General features: G+C 63.3%; 19 protein-coding genes and 1 pseudogene. 9 read left to right on the forward strand and 11 right to left on the reverse strand.

The window, feature by feature from the left end; genetic code table 11:
* Positions 1-9: 9 nt before the first annotated feature.
* The 3 genes and pseudogenes from rsxB to metG form a co-directional block, all read right to left on the reverse strand.
* Positions 10-819 (reverse strand): annotated as a pseudogene (gene rsxB / locus PspTeo4_RS27340) (electron transport complex subunit RsxB); the annotation flags it as partial.
* Entirely contained in the window at positions 816-1,364 is a 549-nt protein-coding gene (locus PspTeo4_RS27345; RefSeq protein ID WP_322366811.1) for an Rnf-Nqr domain containing protein, read from the reverse strand. The gene PspTeo4_RS27345 and the pseudogene rsxB, both read right to left, overlap by 4 nt.
* A 72-nt stretch (positions 1,365-1,436) precedes the next feature.
* A complete protein-coding gene (gene metG, locus PspTeo4_RS27350; RefSeq protein ID WP_322366812.1) occupies positions 1,437-3,476 on the reverse strand; it encodes a methionine--tRNA ligase in 2,040 nt (679 codons plus the stop codon).
* Between the two features lie 156 nt (positions 3,477-3,632).
* Here metG and apbC point away from each other — a divergent pair, with 156 nt between their 5' ends.
* Positions 3,633-4,727 carry an iron-sulfur cluster carrier protein ApbC gene (gene apbC / locus PspTeo4_RS27355; protein WP_322366813.1) on the forward strand — a complete coding sequence of 365 codons (1,095 nt, stop codon included), beginning with the start codon at positions 3,633-3,635 and terminating at the stop codon, positions 4,725-4,727.
* A gap of 181 nt (positions 4,728-4,908) precedes the next feature.
* On the opposite strand, the gene PspTeo4_RS27360 is transcribed toward apbC, so the two are convergent.
* A complete protein-coding gene (locus PspTeo4_RS27360) occupies positions 4,909-5,118 on the reverse strand; it encodes a cold-shock protein (protein ID WP_003254922.1) in 210 nt (69 codons plus the stop codon).
* 328 nt (positions 5,119-5,446) lie between these two features.
* Between PspTeo4_RS27360 and dcd the strand changes: the two genes are divergently transcribed.
* Both dcd and PspTeo4_RS27370 read left to right on the forward strand, forming a co-directional pair.
* Positions 5,447-6,013, forward strand: a complete 567-nt coding sequence (dcd, locus tag PspTeo4_RS27365; RefSeq protein WP_012313046.1) for a dCTP deaminase — start codon at positions 5,447-5,449, stop codon at positions 6,011-6,013.
* A 97-nt stretch (positions 6,014-6,110) separates the two neighbouring features.
* On the forward strand, positions 6,111-6,338 hold the full coding sequence (locus tag PspTeo4_RS27370; protein ID WP_322366814.1) for a hypothetical protein: 228 nt from the start codon (positions 6,111-6,113) through the stop codon (positions 6,336-6,338).
* Between the two features lie 21 nt (positions 6,339-6,359).
* Here the strand turns inward: PspTeo4_RS27370 and PspTeo4_RS27375 are convergent, their stop codons facing one another.
* The 6 genes from PspTeo4_RS27375 to PspTeo4_RS27400 form a co-directional block, all read right to left on the reverse strand.
* Entirely contained in the window at positions 6,360-7,475 is a 1,116-nt protein-coding gene (locus tag PspTeo4_RS27375; RefSeq protein ID WP_322366815.1) for a succinylglutamate desuccinylase/aspartoacylase family protein, read from the reverse strand.
* Positions 7,476-7,582: 107 nt separating this feature from the next.
* The gene (locus PspTeo4_RS27380) at positions 7,583-10,030 is read right to left on the reverse strand and encodes a penicillin acylase family protein (protein ID WP_322366816.1); all 2,448 of its coding nucleotides are present in this window, start codon (positions 10,028-10,030) and stop codon (positions 7,583-7,585) included.
* A gap of 335 nt (positions 10,031-10,365) precedes the next feature.
* Positions 10,366-10,569 carry an SEC-C metal-binding domain-containing protein gene (locus PspTeo4_RS27385; RefSeq protein ID WP_011532538.1) on the reverse strand — a complete coding sequence of 68 codons (204 nt, stop codon included), beginning with the start codon at positions 10,567-10,569 and terminating at the stop codon, positions 10,366-10,368.
* Between the two features lie 7 nt (positions 10,570-10,576).
* Complete coding sequence (locus PspTeo4_RS27390) at positions 10,577-11,053, reverse strand: LEA type 2 family protein (protein ID WP_322366817.1); 477 nt, start codon at positions 11,051-11,053, stop codon at positions 10,577-10,579.
* Between the two features lie 2 nt (positions 11,054-11,055).
* Positions 11,056-11,532, reverse strand: a complete 477-nt coding sequence (locus PspTeo4_RS27395) for a YchJ family protein (RefSeq protein WP_322366818.1) — start codon at positions 11,530-11,532, stop codon at positions 11,056-11,058.
* A 2-nt stretch (positions 11,533-11,534) separates the two neighbouring features.
* Positions 11,535-12,029, reverse strand: coding sequence for a DUF6231 family protein (locus tag PspTeo4_RS27400; RefSeq protein WP_322366819.1), 495 nt, complete (start codon positions 12,027-12,029; stop codon positions 11,535-11,537).
* A gap of 159 nt (positions 12,030-12,188) precedes the next feature.
* Here PspTeo4_RS27400 and PspTeo4_RS27405 point away from each other — a divergent pair, with 159 nt between their 5' ends.
* From PspTeo4_RS27405 to PspTeo4_RS27420, 4 genes are all read left to right on the forward strand, one after another.
* Positions 12,189-12,881, forward strand: coding sequence for an OmpA family protein (locus tag PspTeo4_RS27405; RefSeq protein WP_322366820.1), 693 nt, complete (start codon positions 12,189-12,191; stop codon positions 12,879-12,881).
* An 88-nt stretch (positions 12,882-12,969) separates the two neighbouring features.
* The gene (locus tag PspTeo4_RS27410; protein WP_322366821.1) at positions 12,970-13,689 is read left to right on the forward strand and encodes an OmpA family protein; all 720 of its coding nucleotides are present in this window, start codon (positions 12,970-12,972) and stop codon (positions 13,687-13,689) included.
* A gap of 97 nt (positions 13,690-13,786) precedes the next feature.
* Positions 13,787-14,062 (forward strand): DUF1145 domain-containing protein, encoded by a 276-nt coding sequence (locus PspTeo4_RS27415; RefSeq protein WP_322366822.1) that lies wholly within the window; start codon positions 13,787-13,789, stop codon positions 14,060-14,062.
* Complete coding sequence (locus tag PspTeo4_RS27420) at positions 14,055-14,813, forward strand: collagen-like protein (RefSeq protein ID WP_322366823.1); 759 nt, start codon at positions 14,055-14,057, stop codon at positions 14,811-14,813. The genes PspTeo4_RS27415 and PspTeo4_RS27420 overlap by 8 nt, the downstream gene beginning before the upstream one ends.
* Positions 14,814-14,843: 30 nt before the next feature.
* On the opposite strand, the gene PspTeo4_RS27425 is transcribed toward PspTeo4_RS27420, so the two are convergent.
* The gene (locus tag PspTeo4_RS27425; protein ID WP_322366824.1) at positions 14,844-15,308 is read right to left on the reverse strand and encodes a CopD family protein; all 465 of its coding nucleotides are present in this window, start codon (positions 15,306-15,308) and stop codon (positions 14,844-14,846) included.
* A 98-nt stretch (positions 15,309-15,406) separates the two neighbouring features.
* Between PspTeo4_RS27425 and dinG the strand changes: the two genes are divergently transcribed.
* Positions 15,407-17,551: an ATP-dependent DNA helicase DinG gene (dinG, locus tag PspTeo4_RS27430; protein ID WP_322366825.1), complete on the forward strand. Its 2,145-nt coding sequence runs from the start codon at positions 15,407-15,409 to the stop codon at positions 17,549-17,551.
* A gap of 81 nt (positions 17,552-17,632) precedes the next feature.
* Positions 17,633-19,885, forward strand: coding sequence for a beta-galactosidase (locus PspTeo4_RS27435; protein WP_322366826.1), 2,253 nt, complete (start codon positions 17,633-17,635; stop codon positions 19,883-19,885).
* Positions 19,886-19,939 lie beyond the last annotated feature (54 nt).

Consider the following 19,939-nt stretch of genomic DNA (forward strand, 5'->3'; position numbering starts at 1 on the left):
TTCAGGCCCTGCCTGAAGTGCAGCGAGATGTTGCTGTGCCTGCTCAACGGCGCTTTGCAATGTTTGTAGTTGGACGCGTTGGGCGTCGTTGGGGGTTGCGCCAAATGCGCTACGGGCTTTGCTCAGCTGCGCCCGACTCATGGCGGCGGCAATCTTGGCCTGTTTGAGGGCGGCATCGTCGCTGGCGGCTTTCTGTGCCTTGACTCGCTCGATGGCAGCTTTGATCGGGTCGGCAGTGCTCTGCGCGCTGTTGGTGTTCGGCGTGTTGCGCGCCAGGCGCAGGGTTTCGCGGCGAGCCTCATCGCGCAGCAGGCGGGAAGCACGTTGTTCATGACGAAGGCGGGCCTGATCGCGGCGTTTAGCGCGTTCTTGCAACTGCTCAGGTGTATGGGCAAGGCCACTGACAATAGGGATGACATTGCTCGGCAAGGGCAGCATGTCGATGCAGTCGACTGGGCAGGGCGCCAGGCACAGGTCGCAGCCGGTGCATTCACTGGCGATCACCGTGTGCATAAGTTTGGCAGCCCCGACGATTGCGTCGACCGGGCATGCCTGGATGCACTTGGTGCAGCCGATGCATTCCGCTTCGCGAATGAACGCCACCTGAGGCGGTGCGCTGCCACGCTGCGGGTCGAGTGCGATCACTGGCACTTTCAGCAACGCCGACAAGGCCTGGATGGTTTCACTGCCGCCGGGTGGGCATTTGTTGATCGCTTCGCCCGCAGCCAGGCCTTCGGCGTAAGGCCGACAGCCTCCGTGGCCGCATTTACCGCATTGGGTTTGCGGTAACAGGGCGTCGATGCGTTGTATCAGACTCATTGTGTGAATAATCCGTTGAAGCCGGAGAACGCCATGGCCATGACCCCGGCACCAAGCAAGTCGATGGGCAAGCCACGCAGGCTGGCTGGAATGTCAGCCTGATCGGTGCGCTGGCGCAGGTCGTTGAACAGCACCAGGGCAAGCCAGAAGCCCAGGCCGGTAAGCAGCGCAGAGGTGGCTACCACCAGGCCGCCCTGGCCTTCGGCCGTTGCCTGTAGCAACAAGCCTAGCAGTGGAGCTCCCGCCGGTATCAGCGCAGGTAACGTGGTCGCGGGCCAATCAGGGCGCAGCCTCGCCAGTGCATACGGCACTCCCAGGCTCACAAGCGCGAGCCATGGGAGGAACAGGAACAGTTGCAGGTCCTGCAGTTGCCAAGGCGCCAGCAGCACGCGCGCAAGCAGCTGCCCGCCGCTCACCCCCAGTAGAATCGACAATGCGCACGTCAAGCCGAGCACATGCACGTGCAACTGCGAGAAGGGCTGACGTTGCAGGGTCAGAGAACTGACCAGCGCGGCGCTGACCAGTATCAGAATGTAGTCGTTCATGGGATGACGATAGCCGGGAATTGTCGGCCGTGGATGCAAATGCCCCGGCGGTGAAGCCGGGGCAGGGGGGCGTTACTTGATGCGTTGGCCTGGCTTGGCACCGCTGTCGGGGCTGAGCAGGTAGATCTCTTCACCACCAGGGCCTGCCGCCATGACCATGCCCTCGGATACGCCAAAGCGCATTTTGCGCGGCTTGAGGTTGGCAACCATCATGGTCAGGCGCCCTTCCAGTTTGGATGGGTCGGGGTACGCGGACTTGATGCCAGAGAACACGTTGCGCTGCTCGTCACCGATGTCCAGGGTCAGGCGCAACAGTTTGTCAGCGCCTTCCACCGACTCGGCCTTGACGATCAGGGCCACGCGCAGGTCGACGGCGGCGAAAGTGTCGAACTCGATCTCGGCCGACAGCGGGTCCTTGGTCAGTTCGCCATTGCCGGCTGGTGCCTTGGCTTCTGTGGCCAGCAGGTCTTCCTTGCTGGCTGCGACCATGGCTTCGACCTTGGCAGGCTCGATACGGCTCATCAGGGCCTTGAACGGGTTGAGCTTGTGGTTTTCCAGGCGCGACAGGTGGTCGTTCCAGGCCAGCGGCGCAACGTTGAGGAACGCCTCGGCATCGGCGGCCAGCACTGGCAGTACCGGCTTGAGGAAGATCACCAGTTGACGGAACAGGTTGATGCCCTGGGCGCAGATGGCCTGGACTTCATCCTGCTTGCCTTCCTGTTTGGCCAGCGACCATGGTGCCTTGTCGGCGATCCAGGCGTTGGCTCGGTCGGCCAGGGCCATGATTTCGCGCATGGCGCGGCCAAAGTCACGGCCTTCGTAGGCTTCGGCGATGGACGGAGCGGCAGCCAGGAATGCTTCGGTCAGTTCTGGTGCGGCGTCGCCAGCGACCATCACACCGTCATTGCCCTTGTGAATGAAGCCGGCGCAACGGCTGGCGATGTTGACCACCTTGCCGACCAGGTCGGAGTTGACCTTCTGCACGAAGTCTTCCAGGTTCAGGTCGAGGTCGTCGACGCCACGGCCCAGCTTGGAGGCGTAGTAGTAACGCAGGTATTCCGGCTGCAGGTGGTCCAGGTAGGTGCGCGCCTTGATGAAGGTGCCGCGCGATTTCGACATTTTCGCGCCGTTGACCGTCAGGTAGCCGTGCACGTTGATACCGGTTGGCTTGCGGAAGCCCGAACCTTCGAGCATGGCTGGCCAGAACAGGGCGTGGAAGTTGACGATGTCCTTGCCGATGAAGTGGTACAGCTCGGCCTTGGAGTCTTCTTTCCAGAACGCGTCGAAGTCCAGCTCAGGGCGGCGGGCGCACAGGTTCTTGAAGCTGGCCATGTAACCGATCGGTGCGTCCAGCCAGACATAGAAGTACTTGCCGGGCTCGCCAGGAATCTCGAAACCGAAGTACGGCGCATCGCGAGAGATATCCCACTCCTGCAGGCCAGAATCCAGCCATTCGGCGAGCTTGTTGGCGACCGCGTCCTGCAGGGTGCCGCTGCGGGTCCATTGCTGGAGCATGGCCTGGAAGTCAGGCAGCTTGAAGAAGAAGTGCTGGGAGTCGCGCAGCTCTGGGGTGGCGCCGGAGATGGCCGACTTGGGGTTCTTCAGCTCGGTGGGCGCGTAGGTGGCGCCGCACTTCTCGCAGTTGTCACCGTATTGGTCTTCGGCCGCGCATTTGGGGCAGGTGCCCTTGATGAAACGGTCGGCCAGGAACATGCCCTTCTCAGGGTCGAAGTACTGGGTGACCGAACGGGTGGCAATGTGCCCGGCATCGCGCAGGCGGGTGTAGATCAGCCCGGACAGCTCGCGGTTTTCTTCGCAGTGGGTGGAGTGGAAGTTGTCGAAGTCCACCAGGAAGTCGGCGAAATCGCTGCTGTGCTCGGCCTGGACGTTGGCAATCAGCTGCTCTGGCGTGATGCCTTCCTTCTCGGCGCGCAGCATGATGGCCGAGCCGTGGGCGTCGTCGGCGCAGACGTAGATGCACTGGTTGCCACGTAGTTTCTGGAAGCGAACCCACATGTCCGTCTGGATGTACTCAAGCATATGGCCAAGGTGGATGGATCCGTTGGCATAGGGCAGGGCACTGGTTACGAGAATCTGACGTGGCTCGGACATGTTGGCTCGGCTACTTATCTGGCTCGGGGTAAAAATTAGGGTGATCGGCAACTATAAAGGGCTGGGAAATTTATTTCACCCCAAGGACGCATCTACTGACGATTGACGGGTTAGGATAAGCGCCTGTTTGACTACCGTTTGCCAATGGGAGCCTCCATGAGTGCCGTCACCCGTGCCGCCGTCGAAGGCGCGCTTCGCCAGTACACCGACCCCTATCTGAATCTCGACCCTGTGAGCGCCGGCTGCGTGCGGGCCGTGGATATCCAGGGCGGCCAGGTCAGCGTGCAACTGCAGTTGGGGTATGCCGCCGGGCTGTTCAAGAATGGTTGGGCCCAGGTGCTGCAGACGGCGATCGAGAACCTGGAGGGCGTCGTCTCGGCCAAGGTGTCGATCGACTGCGTGGTTGCCGCGCACAAGGCACAGGCCCAGGTGCCGGCCATGGCCAATGTGAAGAATATCGTTGCCGTGGCCTCTGGCAAAGGCGGCGTCGGCAAGTCGACCACCGCGGCCAACCTGGCCCTGGCCCTGGCCCGTGAAGGTGCTCGGGTAGGTATTCTGGATGCCGATATCTATGGCCCTAGCCAGGGCGTGATGTTCGGCATTGCCGAAGGCACCCGACCACAGGTGCGCGAGCAGAAGTGGTTCGTGCCGATCAAGGCTCATGGTGTGGAAGTCATGTCCATGGCCTTCCTGACCGACGACAACACGCCGATGGTCTGGCGCGGTCCGATGGTCTCGGGTGCTTTGCTGCAACTGGTGACCCAGACGGCTTGGGACGATCTCGACTATCTGGTCATCGATATGCCGCCTGGAACGGGCGACATCCAGCTGACCCTGGCGCAGAAAGTGCCGGTGGCAGGCTCGGTAATCGTAACCACCCCGCAGGACCTTGCCTTGCTGGACGCCAAGAAAGGCGTCGAGATGTTCCGCAAGGTGAACATCCCGGTATTGGGTGTGGTGGAGAACATGGCCGTACACATTTGTTCGAACTGCGGCCACGCCGAGCACCTGTTCGGCGAAGGCGGTGGTGAGAAGCTGGCGGCACAGTATGGTGTCGACCTGCTGGCGTCGTTGCCCTTGTCGATGCTGATTCGCGAGCAGGCCGATAGCGGCAAGCCTACGGCCATTGCCGAGCCGGAAAGCCAGATTGCCATGGTTTACCAGGAGCTGGCCCGTCAGGTGGGGGCGCGGATCGTGCTGCAGGAAGCGGCGGCGCCGGCGATGCCGAGCATCACCATCAGCGAGGATTGAGATACCTCGTCGCTCCTTCGCGGGTAAACCCGCTCCCACAGAAATCGCGTCGCTTTGCGCCCTGGTGGAAGTACCTGTGGGAGCGGGTTTACCCGCGAAGGAGGTGACCTGGTGTTTCAGCCAGGCATAAAAAAACCCGCCGGAAGGCGGGTTTTTTTGAAAGCTAGGAAGCGAGATCGACTTAGGCGATCTGAACTTCTTCAGCCTGCATGCCTTTCTGGCCGCGGGTAGCGACGAAAGTAACAGCCTGGCCTTCTTTCAGGGTTTTGAAGCCGTCAGCTTGGATGGCTTTGAAGTGCACGAACAGGTCGTCGCCCGACTGAGGGGTGATGAAGCCGTAGCCTTTCTCATCGTTGAACCACTTAACAACACCGGATTGACGGTTGGACATGTTTCTGTCTCCTTGGACAAAGTTGATTACGGTCAGGAAAAACCCTGGCCGGGACTGAGCGCAAAGAGAGCAGAAAATTCAGCGATGGGCCGATAGGAATCGTGCATCAAACTAGAGATTCTCGGTGTCACGTGCAGCACAGTGGCGCCACCTTAACCCACTTTCCGCGACCTGCCAATCACCAAGATGGCCTTTGTGGAAATTCAGATCGACGGCCAACGCAAGCCCCGTCCGGCGCGGGATGCGGCATGGAACTTTAACCTGAGCGCGCGGACCGGTAAGATGCGCGTCTCGATTTTCACCTCGCAACCCTTCAGGACACCCCGCCATGAGCATCAAATCGGACAAGTGGATTCGCCGCATGGCGCAGGAACACGGCATGATCGAACCGTTCGTCGAGCGCCAGGTGCGCGGCGAGCACGACAGCCGGGTGATCTCCTTCGGCGTCTCCAGCTACGGTTACGACGTGCGTTGCGCTGACGAATTCAAGGTCTTCACCAACATCAATTCGGCCACGGTCGACCCGAAGAATTTCGATGCCGGCAGCTTCGTCGACGTCAAGAGCGACGTCTGCATCATTCCGCCGAACTCCTTCGCCCTGGCGCGTACCGTCGAATACTTCCGTATTCCGCGCAACGTGCTGACCATCTGCCTGGGCAAAAGCACCTACGCGCGTTGCGGCATCATCGTCAACGTGACTCCGCTCGAGCCTGAGTGGGAAGGCCATGTGACCCTGGAGTTCTCCAACACCACCACCCTGCCGGCGAAAATCTACGCCAACGAAGGCGTCGCCCAGATGCTTTTCCTCGAGTCCGATGAAGAGTGTGAAGTGTCCTACAAGGACCGTGGCGGCAAGTACCAGGGCCAGCGCGGCGTCACTCTGCCGCGTACCTGAGCCGACGAGCGCGGGGAATTCCTCGCGCATTTGGCACTCCAACGGGATAACCGTGCCGTTGCACGCGCTGTGCATCGGCCCCGCTCAGGAGCTGCCAATGAAACTCCATCCCACGATCAGCGCGAAGCTGGCTGTCCTGCAGCCCAATCAGATCGGCTTGCTGGCGTGGTCATTGCTGGCGCATCCGCTGCCGCTCCAGGCTGGCGGTGTACCGCATCAGCCCGACCCCGACACTCCGCAGCCGCCCGACCCCGGTGAAGGCCAACCCATGGAGCCCGGTGAGCCGACGCTGCCCGACGAGCCACCCCCTGCGCCTGTGGCGTGACTCCAGGCTGCCTGGGGCTGCTCAGTTGGCCAGCAAGTAGCCGCTGCGCATGACCTGTTCCCCTGCGACATGGGCGATCACCATGCCGGCCGTTGCCATGCGCCGCACACTGCGGGCATACAGCAAACCAGACTGACTGTTGCGTATGGCCGTGACGCGATCGCTGAGCGGGTCGATGACCTCTGCGATCAACTGGCCTGCCTCCACATGCTGACCCGGTTTGGCGTGGTACACCAACAGCCCGCCCAGCGGTGCCTGTAATGGCTCGACTGCTGCCAGCGGGGTGGCGGGCCGGGGCAGCGCTGGTAGCGGTGCACAGGCGCCTTCGATGGCGCCTCTGTGGGTCAGGAAGTCGATAATCGCCTGGCAGTCCTTGCTAGCCAAGTCATGGCTGACATCGGCCTGGCCGCGCAACTCGACGGTAACCGAGCAGTTCCCCAGTGGAATTGGAAAACGCTTGCCGAAGCGTTGCTGCAGTTGCCACCAGACCAGGCTGAAGCATTCATCGAACGACTGCCCACCTGAGTCGGTGGCCAGCAGGCTGGCCTGAGCCCCCAGGTAGCGGGCCAGGGGCTCCACCTGCGGCCAAGCTTCCGGCGTGGTGTAGAGGTGCTCGACCGCTTCGAAGTCGCAATGCAGGTCCAGCACCAGGTCGGCATCGCAGGCCAGGCGCTGCAAGGTCAAACGCAGGGACTGCAGGGGTGTTTGCGCCTGGTGCGCGTCCAGGCCGCGGCGCAGGTACTCGCGGATCAGCGCAACATTGTGCGCGGGGTCCTGATTCAGGTGCTGCTCGATCTGGTCCCCGATGCTGTCCGAAAGGTCGACGAACTTGCGGTTGAAGTTTTCGCCACTTTGCAGCTCGAAGCGCCCCAAAGGTGCGTCCAGCAGTACCTGTTCCAGGCCGACCGGGTTGGCCACGGGGACCAGAATGACCTCGCTACGCAGGCGTCCTTGCTGTTCCAGTTCGGCCAGTTGGCGCTTGAGGTGCCAAGCCACCAGCATGCCGGGCAGTTCGTCGGCATGCAGTGAGGCCTGGATGTACACCTTGACGCCACCGCGAGGTCCGAAGTGGAAACTGTGCAACTGGCGGGTGATCCCCGGTACGGGGGAGAGCAGGTCGTGGGTAGAGTGGTGCATGGTGGTCCTGGCTGCGTGGCGAAAACGGTCTGCGACACGGGTCGGCACAAAGATAGAAGCATAATTTGCGCGGTTGCGCCTGTCTCAGGCGCAACCGAGTAGCCGGCTTATTTGCCTGGAACCAGAGTCAGTCGCTGGTTGCCATAAGCCCGAGCGAAGTTTTGCGGCTGCATTGGCAGGCTGGTGAAGCGCCCTTTGAACCAGGCATCGAGCCCGTCGCTGTAATGCTTGCTGGCCGGGTTGCCAGATTGCCCGTTGCTGGTCAGTACCTGCAGCGGTTCAGCCTGGCCGAAGTCGACGATCAGACGGGCAGACGCCGGCAGCCGGGTGTCGAAGTCGTTGCCCCAGGCATAAGGCGTCAGCGCCAAGGTGCTGAAGTCGCCCCCTGCGGCCAGTGGTGAGCGGCTAAGGGCGTCGCCCAGGCCATGATAAGCGGTACCCGGCCAGCGATACTGGTGCAGTTTGCCCCACTGCCAGGCACGACGGTCCGCGCCCATTTGTGCGGTACCGGCGTCCACCGCCGCCGCCAGGCTGCGGGCGAGGATGGCGGGCTTGTCTTCTTTCTGCGGGGTGCTGCGGTCATCCCAGAACGGGCTGTCTTCGCGCCCCAGCAGGTGGTCGGCCTGGGCTGAGTACGACAGCCGGGCATTGCTGACGAACGCTTGCCAGGCGGCACCGGATTCCGGGCCCAGGTCATCGAGGAAGGTTTGCCGGGCAACTTCCTGAAGGAAAAGTTCGTACAGCGCAGCATCGGCCGACACCGGGCTCAAGCGACCATCGAAGGCCTTGAGCCGCGTCAGGGCGTCCCGGGCCTTGTCGCGTTGGCCGGCGGGCAGGGCGTCGATGGCCTGCTTGAGCGGTTGGGCCATGCCGGGTGCGTCGAACATCTGCTTGAGCTTGTCAGCCAGCAGCGTCACTTGGTCGTTCTGCAGTGCCATCAGGCTACGGGCGTCGTGGCGACCATTGCCGGCCAGCTGTGCCAGGCGTTCGGCGCGCTCAGGGTAATACCAGGTGTTGGACAACTGCATGCCGTAGCCGCGTGGCTGACTGCGCTGGTTGGCGTGGCCGAGCCAGCCGGCTGGTGGGTCCTGATCGTAGGGGTGCAGCATTGGATCAGCGTAGCCGTCCCAGTCGTAGCGCCCGTCCCAGCCTGGCGAAGGCAGCAAACCTTGGCCTTCGCGGCGGTTCGGGTAGCGACCGCTGACCTGCCAGCCGATGTGCTCCGGTTCGGCGAAGACGAAGTTGAGGGCGACGGCTGCCACCTCGCGGGTGCTGTCGAAGGCGCGCTCCACGGTGCGGGCGCGGGTCAGGTCGAACAGGGCATCCAGGCTACGGTCGCCCTTGAACTGTGGCAGGTTCAGGGCCAGGCCCAGGCCCAGGCTGGCATTGCCGGGCTGGGCGAGCAGGGTGCCATGACGGGTGTCGTACATGACTTCGCGCAGCGGGCGTTGGCCGCGTACGAAGAACGTCTCGCTGCGGGCGCGGGCGGGCTGCCATTTACCGTCGGCCAGGTAGTTCAGCTGGTTGCCCTGGCGGCGTAGTTGCTCCAGGTACAGGTCCTGGTTGTCGGCCATGACCGCGCTGCTGCTCCAGGCCACTTTGCCGTTGTAGCCGGCCAGCACGATGGGCAGGCCAGGCAGAGACAGGCCGGCGACTTGATACTTGCCGGTTTGGATCTGCACCGGGGTCAGTGCCCAGGCCGCTCGCGTGTCGCTGGCCAACAGGCTTTTGCCGCTGCGGCTGCGCTGCGGCCCCAGGGCCAGGTTGGCCGAACCCGGGCTGCCTAGCAGGTCGAGGTCGGCGAGTTTCTGGCTGGCAGCGGCCAGGGCCGAAAGGCCAGGCAACTGGCTGGAAATGTTCAGGCCTTTGAGCTTGTCGAGTTCGGCCTCGGCCAGGGGTTCGTCCGGCGCGCCGGGCAGCAGCCAGTGCAATTTGTCGTTGCCGACTTTTTGCGCGAGGGTCAGGGCGCTCAGTTCTTCCTGCAGGTTCACGGACTGGCTGAAGGCGTACAGGCTGAAGATCAGGGCCGAGTCTTCGGGCTTCCAGTATTCCGGGCGGTAGCCGCTGTTGGCCAAATTGGCAGGCAGCTTGTCGCGGTAGCGGAACAGATAGGCGTTGACCCCGCGTGCGTAGACTTCAAAGAAGCGTTTCAGGCGCGGCGAGGCGTCGGCATACAGCTGGGCCGAGCTTTGCTTGAGGTTGGCGGCGCGCATCAGGCGGTCGATGTCCAGGGCATCGCTGCCGGCCAGTTCGGCCAGACGGCCCTGGGCGAGCAGGCGCATGGCGAGCATCTGTTCGATGCGGTCGCCGGCGTGGAGGTAGCCCAGGCTGAACAGCGCGTCGTGGAAGTTGCTGCTTTCGATCAGCGGCGCGCCCATGGCGTTGCGCCGTACCGTGACGTTCTGTGCCAGGCCCTTGAGCGGCTGGATGCCGGTGGTAGGGGGGACGGTGTCCTGGTAGCCGCCCATCTGGCAGCCGGCGAGTCCGAGCATGCCGAGCAGCGTGGCAGCGGTCGAGAGCCGCGGGCGGAAGGGTGGGAAGGCGGGGGCGGCCATGACAAGGCTCCTGCTAGGCGTGGCGGGGTTGGAAAGGCGCTAAGGTAGCATGCCGGTAGACTTTCAGCGGTTTTGAAATCGAGCGCCGCCCGCGCGGCGCATCGCGAGCAAGGCTCGCTCCTACGTTTGTTTCGGGCCAGTTTTGTCAGTGGAAAATGCGCGCGACCGCTTTGGCGCACGGCGCGAAATCGAGTCGTACAATCAAGGCGGTCGCGCGCATCTGTCACAGGCGTTATTGGCCGAAAACAAACGTAGGAGCGAGCCTTGCTCGCGATGCGCCGCGCGGGCGGCGCTCGATCTCTACGGCGCTACAAAACTAAAAACGTGCCTAGGTATCAAGCGCCGTGGCACTTCTTGAACTTCTTCTGGCTACCGCATGGGCATGGGTCGTTGCGACCGACGTCCTTCAGCGCATTGCGCACTGGCTCCTGGTGGCCATGGTTGCAGTGCGGGCCGTGCACATGACCGTGGTCGTGGTCATGATGGTGATCGTGACCATGGTTGCAGTCCGGGCCATGAACATGGGGTTGTTGGGTCATTGCGGTGTTACTCCGGTTTGAGATCGCCGGGCATTATCTCACCACTGCGCGACAAGTGCAGGCTTCGGAAGATGAGCAGCCCGGTATTGAGCTCGCCCTGCAAGGTGTAGTGCAGCGGCTCACCGCTTTTGAGCAGCTTGGCCAAGGGTTTGAGGTGTTCCCACAGGTTGGTCCGCGCCGTGATCTTGAAGGTTCGCCGGGCATGGCCGCCAACGCTGCGCCACAAACTGGCTTCATCTTCTACCAGCAGCAAGTTGTTGAGCCGCACCGAGTAATCGAGGTTGCGTATGAACAGACGGCTGTCGTTCGGGTTGTCGATGCGCACGTGCAGCACGAATTCTTGCTGGAGCAACCTGGCCTTGACGGTCTCGACCTTGACCAGATGCACCTGCGGCTCGCGCCAATCGTCGCCCCACCAGCTGGCACAGCCCGCCAGCAACATCAGCAAGACACTGAGTACGGACAAGCGGACCAGGGCGAGCATGCTCAGCTACCCACGTAACTGGCGCAGCATTTCTTGAACTTCTGCCCGCTGGCGCAGGGGCAGGGGTCGTTGCGTCCGGCCTTGAGCTCGACGGTCGGGTCGATGAAGTACCAACGCCCGTCATGCTGCACGAACGCCGAACGTTCGCGATGCTGGTGGTCCCCCTCCAGGTCATGCCAGCGAGCAGTGAAGGTGACGAAACCGTGCTCGGGCTGTCCGCCCAGCACTTCGGCACTTTCCACTTCCAGGCCGAGCCAGGTGCTCTGGGCGCTCCAGGCAGCCATGGCGGCGCGGTCCAGGCCCGTCTGCTGGGCGGGCAGGGTGGTGGCCACCAGGTAGTCGATCAGGCCCAACACGTAAGCGCTGTAGCGCGAGCGCATCAGCGTCTGGGCATCCGGCGCCGGGGTGCCGGCATGGTAATGCCCGCAGCAGGCATCGAGCAGGTTGCCGCTGCCGCAAGGGCAAACCGAAACACTCATCATCACCACCAGTACTTGCCAAAGTTTTCAGGGTTGGCCCAGAACTTGGCGTTCAACCAGTCCGGGACCTGCTTGTAGTCATGTAGATCATAGGTGAACAGGCTCAACACCTGCTCGTCGCGGCGGAATTTCTCGCTTGCCGACAGTGCCAGGGCAAAGAAATCGGTGTCGTGCCAACCACACACCGACAGGTCAGCCAGCACCGCGACTCGGCTGGCATTGAGGTTGCGAATACCACCCAGCAGCTCCAGCCCGGTCCGCTTGGGCAGGTGCTCCAGGCAGTCCACCAGCACGGCCAGGTCGAAGCGCTGTGCCGCCAGTTCGGCGGGCAGTGGGCCGGCGGCAGCGGTTTCTATCCGCACCTCAGGGTGTGCTTGGGCAAAGGCATCCAGGGCCGGGAAACGCGAGCCGACCAGCAGCAAGCGTTGCGGGGTGAAGCGCTCTAGCAGGGCCGCCAGGGCCTGTTGCGGGGTGCGCTGGGAAAAACCGTCGGTCATTGCCAATCCTCATTCAGGTCGTCCAAGACTAGCGGGCTGTTGGCTGTGGGCAAAGAGGCATGTGGCCGCGTCGTGGCTTATTGCTGGCAGGGATGGATTGCGGGGTCTTTACTCCCAAGGATCGGCCTCATGCCGATTCCCCCTAGGAGAAGCAACAAAATGAGCATAGTACGCACAGCGATACCCCTGGTACTGCTCACCAGTGTGTTGACTGGTTGTGCAGGTTTGCAAAAAACCGACTGGCCGAAGTGCGCTGCCGTCGGGGGTGTAGGCGGCGCCGCCTTGGGCGCCATCGAAAGTTCCAGCTGGGCCGGCTGGGGCGCGTTGCTCGGCGGTAGCCTGGCGGCGGGTTACTGCTGGGCCCATGGCGATGGCGACGAAGACGGTGACGGTGTGCCGGACAGCCGTGACAAGTGCCCAGGCACGCCGCGTGGCGTGCAGGTCGACGCCAACGGATGCCCGCCAGAACCAGCCCCGGTGGTCGAGGAAGTCGTCGTACAGAAAGAAGAAGTCATCGTCATTCGCGATGTGCGCTTCGAGTTCGACTCCGCACGCCTGACCGCGTCCGATAAAGAGCGGCTCAACACCATCGCCACCCGTCTGAAGCAGGAAGCGCCCACCGCACGCCTGAGCGTCAGCGGCCATACCGACAGCGTCGGCTCCGACAGCTACAACCAGAAACTTTCCGAGCGCCGGGCCCACTCGGTGACGGACTATCTGGTCGAGCAAGGCGTGCCGCGCAGCAGTTTCGTCTCTGTAGTAGGGGCTGGCGAGACCCAACCAGTGGCCGATAACGCCACGGCTGATGGGCGCGCCATGAACCGTCGCACCGAGATCAAGATCCAGCGTTGACGGCCTGCGCCCGCGTCTTGAGAAGTGACGCGGGCGCGTCTTTACTCCTGTGGAGCCGGTTACGGCCAATGACACAGGAGCATTCACCATGAGTGTTATGTCGAAAGCGGCGTTGCCGCTGTTGCTAGCATCGAGCCTGCTTGCAGGCTGCGCTACGCACAGTGACGGCAGTGCGCCGCTCAATCAAAGGACTTGGCCTCTCTGCAGCCTGCTGGGCGGCCTCGTGGGCGGTGGGCTTGGGGCAATCGAGAGTTCCAGCTGGGCCGCCGGAGGCGGTGCGTTGGGCGCGATCGCCGGTGGCCTGATCTGCTATGCCCAGGATGGCGACGAGGATGGCGATGGCGTGTTCGATCGCCGCGACCGCTGCCCCGATACGCCTGCCAACACCGCCGTCAACCACATGGGTTGCCCGTTACCGCAGTATCCAACGTCCGCTCCCGCCAGCGAAGCCGCGCCCACGCCCGAGGTGATCACACTCGATGATCAGGGCCAGGTCATGTTCGCTTTCGACTCCGCCGAGCTCACCGCCGCAGCTCAGCAGCGCCTGCAAAGCCTGGTGCCCAGGCTCACCGAGCCGGCCGTGACCCGCATCAGGGTCGTTGGCCATACCGACAGCGTGGGTTCTGACAGCTACAACCAGACGTTGTCCGAGCGCCGCGCCAGTAGTGTCGCCGAGTACCTGATTAGCCAAGGCGTTGCACCAACCAAGGTCACCAGCCAGGGCCAGGGTGAAAGCGAACCGGTGACCGAGAACGACACCGAGCAGGGTCGCGCGCTCAACAGACGGGTGGAGCTACACCTCAATTGATGCCGCTGGCGCAAGCCGTGGCATTGGCGCTACTGTTAGCCGCGCAGCCCGCTCGAACGGGTTGCGACGGCATAACAATAAATAAGTAGGGGCGGGTATGAAATTCATCCTGGGCCTTGGCAAGGCCCTGACGGTCGTTTTCTGGTGGGTGGTGCTGTTCAATCTGTTGAAGCCGCAACCGCTGCCACTCAATCTGTTGATCAATGCAGTTGGCATCACTGTCCTGAGCCTGCACTGCCTGGAGGTGCTGTTCTTCAATGGCAGCCTGCGCGGGCGCAGTCATCGCTGGTTCGACCGTTTGCAGATACTGCTGACAGGTATCTTCCATGTCATGTCCATTCCCCGTCCGCAGGAGGCACCACGCCATGCGTAAATTGATGTTGCTGGCCGCATTGGTCGCCCCTCTGGCCCAGGCAGAAAGCTTGCAGGTCGCTGCCAACTCCATGCTGCGCTTGCCCAACAAGTCGGCCAGCGTGCATCTGGAGCGCCTGCAGCTGGCCGATTCCGCCACCCTGCTGCTGCCCGCCTCGCTTAAAGAGCTGAGTATCGACCAGCTGGAACTGGGGCGTGATGCGCGTATCGCCATCGCCCCGTCCGAAAGCCCGCTGCTGATTCAGGCACGCGATGCCCGGTTGGATGAGGGCAGCGAGTTCAGCGCCACCGGTTCGGCCGGCACCTACGAACGGGCTGCCCGCTCGGGTCGCAACCTGGATTTGAAACTGGACGCCATCACGGCTCAACGCCTGGCAATCGACGCCCGAGGTGGTGCCGGTGCGCCGGGGTATGTGGGCCTGGATGGCGCCAACGGTCAGGCTGGCGGCTGCACCTGGGGGCAGGCCACCCGAGGCGCCAATGGCGATGATGGTGGCAACGGCCATGACGGAGCCCCCGGAGGGCGCATCCGCTTGAGCGTACCGCAGGGCTTCGCGCAGGAACGTATCGTGGTTCGCCTCGATGGCGGCGCACCCGGCAAGGCGGGGGCTGCCGGCAAGGCTGGCAAAGGTGGTGCGAGCAAGGGCTGCCTGGTCTACCGCACCGATGCCGGGGCCAATGGTCGTCCGGGGCAACCGGGACAGCCGGGGTTGGCAGGAGCAACCGGTGAGTTGATTCTGCACCAACTCTGATCTGACAGCATGGCTGTGCCAGCTTGGCGTCTACAGCACCAGACGCGAGCTGGCCACCGCTACCACGCCCAATCCCAGAATCAGGTTGATCCCCACCATCCGGCGTATCCGGCCCAGCACGGCGGCACCCGTCGACCAGTCCTCGTCCTGCACCGCCGTCTTGAGCTCTGGCAGCAGCAGCGCCTGAATGCGCATGAACAGCGCGAACATGGCGATGCCGCCGCCGATCATCACGTGCACGTAGCGCGGTGCGGTTTCAAAACCGTTGAAGCGCATGTGCAACATGCCGATACCACTTATCGCCAAGATGGCTACCGCCAGCCAGACCCATCCGAAGAAACGTCGGAAAACTTCCACCCACAAGCGCAGCCGGGCCGGCCCTTCAAGGGCTGCAACCGCTGCCGGGCGTAGCACCAGCCAGGCGAAGAACATGCCGCCGACCCAGACCAGGGCCGCCAGAACGTGAAGTGTGTAGGGCAGGGCAAAGGCAAGCATCCGGATCTCCATGCGGCACAAAGGGCAATAGCGGGGTATGATAGCCGCCCCATGCGAAACACTGAAAATATATCCAGCCCTCCGGGCGCCTGCAGACCATGATCAGCAACGAACTCAAAGCCACCATCCAGGGCGCCTACTCGCGTTTTCTCGAAGCCAAGAGCCTGAAGCCGCGTTATGGCCAGCGTCTGATGATCGCCGAAGTGGCCAAGGTGCTCGGCGATATCGCCTGCGACGACGAAGGTCGCCGTGCGGGCGAACCCGCCGTGGTGGCGGTGGAGGCCGGTACCGGTACCGGCAAGACGGTGGCCTACAGCCTGGCTGCGATTCCGGCCGCCAAGGCCGCCGGCAAACGCCTGGTGATCGCCACCGCAACCGTTGCCCTGCAGGAACAGATCGTGTTCAAGGATCTGCCCGATCTGATGCGCAACAGCGGCCTGAACTTCAGCTTCGCCCTGGCCAAGGGCCGGGGGCGCTACCTGTGCCTGTCCAAGCTCGATGTGCTGCTGCAGGAGGGCCATGCGCAATCGGCCACTGCCCAGCTGTTCGAGGAGGAGGGGTTTCATATCGAAGTCGATGAGCGCAGCCAGAAGCTGTTCAACAGCATGATCGAAAAGCTCGCCGGAAACCGCTGGGACGGTGACCGCGACAGCTGGCCCGAGGCCCTGGAGGACCAGGATTGGGCACGCCTGACCACCGATCACAGCCAGTGCACCGGCCGCCATTGCCCGAACTTCCAGCAATGTGTGTTCTACAAGGCCCGGGAAGGCATGGGCAAGGTCGATGTCATCGTCACCAACCACGACATGGTGCTGGCTGACCTGGCCCTGGGCGGCGGTGCGGTGTTGCCCGACCCTCGCGACACGGTCTACGTGTTCGATGAAGGCCATCACCTACCGGACAAGGCTATTGGCCACTTCGCCCATTATTCGCGGTTGCGCTCCACCGCCGATTGGCTGGAGCAGACCGCCAAGAACCTGACCAAGCTCCTGGCCCAGCATCCGTTGCCGGGCGATCTGGGCAAGTTGATCGAGCAGGTGCCCGAACTTGCGCGGGAAATCCGCACCCAGCAGCAGTTCATGTTCACCCTGTGCGAGCAGGTGGCCGACTTCCGTCCCAGCGAGGACATGGAAGGCCGCGAACGCCCGCGTTACCGTTTCGAAGGCGGCGTGGTCCCAGAGCAGATCCGCGAAGCGGGCATCGAGCTGAAAAAGGGCTTCGCCCGCCTCAACGACCTGTTCACCCGTCTGGCTGACCTGCTCAAGGAAGGCATGGACGGCGAGGTCAGCATCGGTATCGCCAGCCACCAGGCCGAAGAGTGGTACCCGTTGTTCGGCAGCCTGGTGACCCGCGCCCAGGGTAACTGGGAACTGTGGACCGCCTTCACCGCCGAAGACCCCGAAGACAGCCCGCCCATGGCTCGCTGGCTGACCCTGGCCGAAAGCGGTGCGCTGTTCGACATCGAGGTCAACGCCAGCCCCATCCTGGCGGCCGAGATGCTGCGCCGCAGCCTGTGGAACGTGGCCCATGGCGCCCTGGTGACCTCCGCGACCCTCACGGCGCTGGGCAAGTTCGACCGTTTCCGCATGCGCTCGGGGCTGCCCCGCGACGCCGTCACCTGCGTGGTGCCCAGTCCGTTCGTGCACGGCGATGCCGGGTTGCTGCGGGTCCCGGACCTCGGCGCCGACCCGCGTGATGCGACAGCGCACACGGCGGCGATCATCCGTGAACTGCCGGGCATCGTCGAAGATGCCCGCGGTGCCCTGGTGCTGTTCTCTTCGCGCAAACAGATGCAGGACGTATTCGATGGCCTGGACCGGGACTGGCGCAAGCTGGTGCTGATCCAGGGCAACCTGTCCAAGCAGGAAACCCTCAACAAACACAAGGCACGGGTCGACGATGGCCAGCACAGCGTGCTGTTCGGCCTGGCCAGTTTCGCCGAGGGCGTCGACCTGCCCGGCGCCTACTGCGAGCACGTGGTGATCGCCAAGATCCCCTTTGCGGTGCCCGACGACCCGGTCGAGGCGGCGCTTGCCGAGTGGATCGAGGCCCGTGGCGGTAACCCGTTCATGGAAATCGCCGTGCCCGACGCCTCCTTGCGCCTGATCCAGGCCTGCGGTCGACTGCTGCGTACCGAGCAGGATCGCGGCGTCATCACCTTGCTTGATCGGCGTCTGGTCACCCAACGCTATGGCAAGGCTATTCTCAATGCGCTGCCGCCATTCCGGCGGGAGATTTCGTAACAGCCGGAGCACGATGCGCCGGCTCGTTGTCCATTACTCGGTCGTGGGCTCATGAGGGCCCTGAAGGAGAGCCCCAGCCCTATGATCCGCCGCACCCTACCTGCCGTTCTTACCCTGTTGTTCAGCACGCCGTTGCTGGCTGGACAACAGACGCTGTTCAGCTTCGTGCGCCCGGCCTCGGTGGTCAACGTGGTGACCGAGGATGCCGGCATGCCCCAGTACAATGCGGAGCAGACGGCTGAAGGCGAAGTCCTGCGGCGTGTGGTGTTCAATCCGGTTGCGCGACCTACGCTGCGCCTTAGCCCGCAGAGCGGTGCCTGGGACTGGTCCACCGGGCAGTTTCTGACCTTGCGCCTGCAAAGCGCCATGGACTGGGCACTGACCGTGGATGTCACTGTACTGGGCAGTGATGGCCGCACGCTGACCAGCCGCATCGATTTACCGGCAGGGCCTGCGCAAACCGTGATGGTGCCGCTGAAGGCCAGCTCACCCCTGAGCCAAGGCATGCGTGCCGGCCCGCCGATGCCTTGGGTCCATGAAGGGCAGCGCCTGCTGCTGACCAGCAGTGCCGGGGAGGTCGACCTCACGCAGGTGGTGTCGGTCAGCCTGAGCATTCCCGGCCCCAAGGTCGCGCAGAACCTGCTGATCGAGAAAGTCGGCTTGCAGGATGACGATGTGGCGTACCAGGCTGCATACCGTGAGCTGATCGACGCCTATGGCCAATCCAGCCGTGGTCGCTGGCCAGAGAAAATCGTCAGCGACGATCAGCTCAAAGCCGCCGATCAACGCGAGCAGCAGCAACTGAAAGGGTGGCTGGCTGAACGGCAAAAACAGAACCTGGACAGCTATGGTGGATTACTGGCCGGGCCGACCTTCGAGGCCAAGGGGTTCTTCCGTACCGAAAAGCGCGATGGGCGTTGGTACCTGGTGACCCCCGATGGTCACCCGTTCTATTCGCTGGGAGTCAATGCGGTGACTGCCGATGGCGGGCGCACCTATATCGCCGGCCGCGAGAAAATGTTCAAGGTGTTGCCGGCTGAAGGCGAACCGCTGGCAGCCTTCTTTGGTGAAGGCAACAATGACGACGGCAATGCCTCGTCGCAAGGGCGCGGCTTCAAGCAGGGGCGCTGGTTCGATTTCTACGCCGCCAACCTGCAGCGTACCTACGGCAAGCCATGCAGTGCCGACACACCCGGCCAGCCCCCGGCAGTCTGCCCGCCGCTGGCGTTTGACGCGGCTCGCTGGCAGGCTCATGCCCTTGACCGGCTGCAGGCCTGGGGCTTCAACACGCTGGGCAACTGGAGCGACCCCGCGCTGGGACAGGCAAAACGAGTGCCTTACACCTTGCCGCTGTCGATCATTGGCGACTACGCCAGTATCAGCACCGGCATGGACTGGTGGGGGCGCATGCCCGACCCGTTCGATCCGCGTTTTGCCATGGCCACCGAGCGCGCCGTGGCCATCGCTGCACGAGATCATCGCGACGACCCTTGGCTGATCGGTTACTTCGCCGACAATGAGCTGGCCTGGGCTGCCCCTGGTGACGACCCCAAAGCCCGCTACGGACTGGCCTACGGCACCCTGCGTCTGACCACCGACGTGCCGGCCAAGCGGGCCTTCCTCAAGCAGTTGCGTGACAAATACCGCAACCAGGAAGGGCTGTCCAAGGCCTGGGGTATCGAACTGCAAGCCTGGGAGCTGATGGAGGACCCAGGCTTCGAGGCGCCGCTGCCCACCCCTGAACACCCTGAAATCGAGCGTGATTATCAGCACTTCCAACAGGTGTTCGCCGAAACCTACTTCAAGACCATTGCCGATGCCTTGAAGTGGCATGCGCCCAATCACCTGCTGCTGGGCGGGCGCTATGCGGTGAGCACGCCCGAGGCGGTCAAGGCATGTGCCGAGTTCTGCGATGTACTGAGCTTCAACTTCTATACCCTCAAACCCGAAGATGGCTACGACTTCGCCCGTCTGGCCGAGCTGGACAAGCCTGTGCTGGTGTCCGAGTTCCAGTTTGGCTCCCGTGACCGCGGGCCATTCTGGCCGGGGCCGGTGGAAGTGGCGCGTGAAGAGGATCGTGGGCCGGCGTATGGCAACTTCCTCAAGGCGGCTCTGGCGCAGCCGATGATCGTCGGTGCGCATTGGTTCCAGTACCTCGACCAACCGGCCAGTGGTCGGCTGCTCGATGGCGAGAACGGGCATCTGGGGCTGGTGGCGATTACCGATGTGCCGTACCCGGGCTTCGTCGAGGCCGTGCGCAAGAGCAACTGGCAGGCTCTGGGGCAGCTGCGCAGCGAGCTGGAAAAACCAGCAGCGGCGACCACCCGGCCTTAGCCAGTTTGCAAAACCTTCAACTACTGAAACAATGCACGCCTTTGTCAGCAAGGT

Origin of the sequence: Pseudomonas sp. Teo4 (assembly GCF_034387475.1) — a bacterium.
GTDB lineage: Bacteria > Pseudomonadota > Gammaproteobacteria > Pseudomonadales > Pseudomonadaceae > Aquipseudomonas.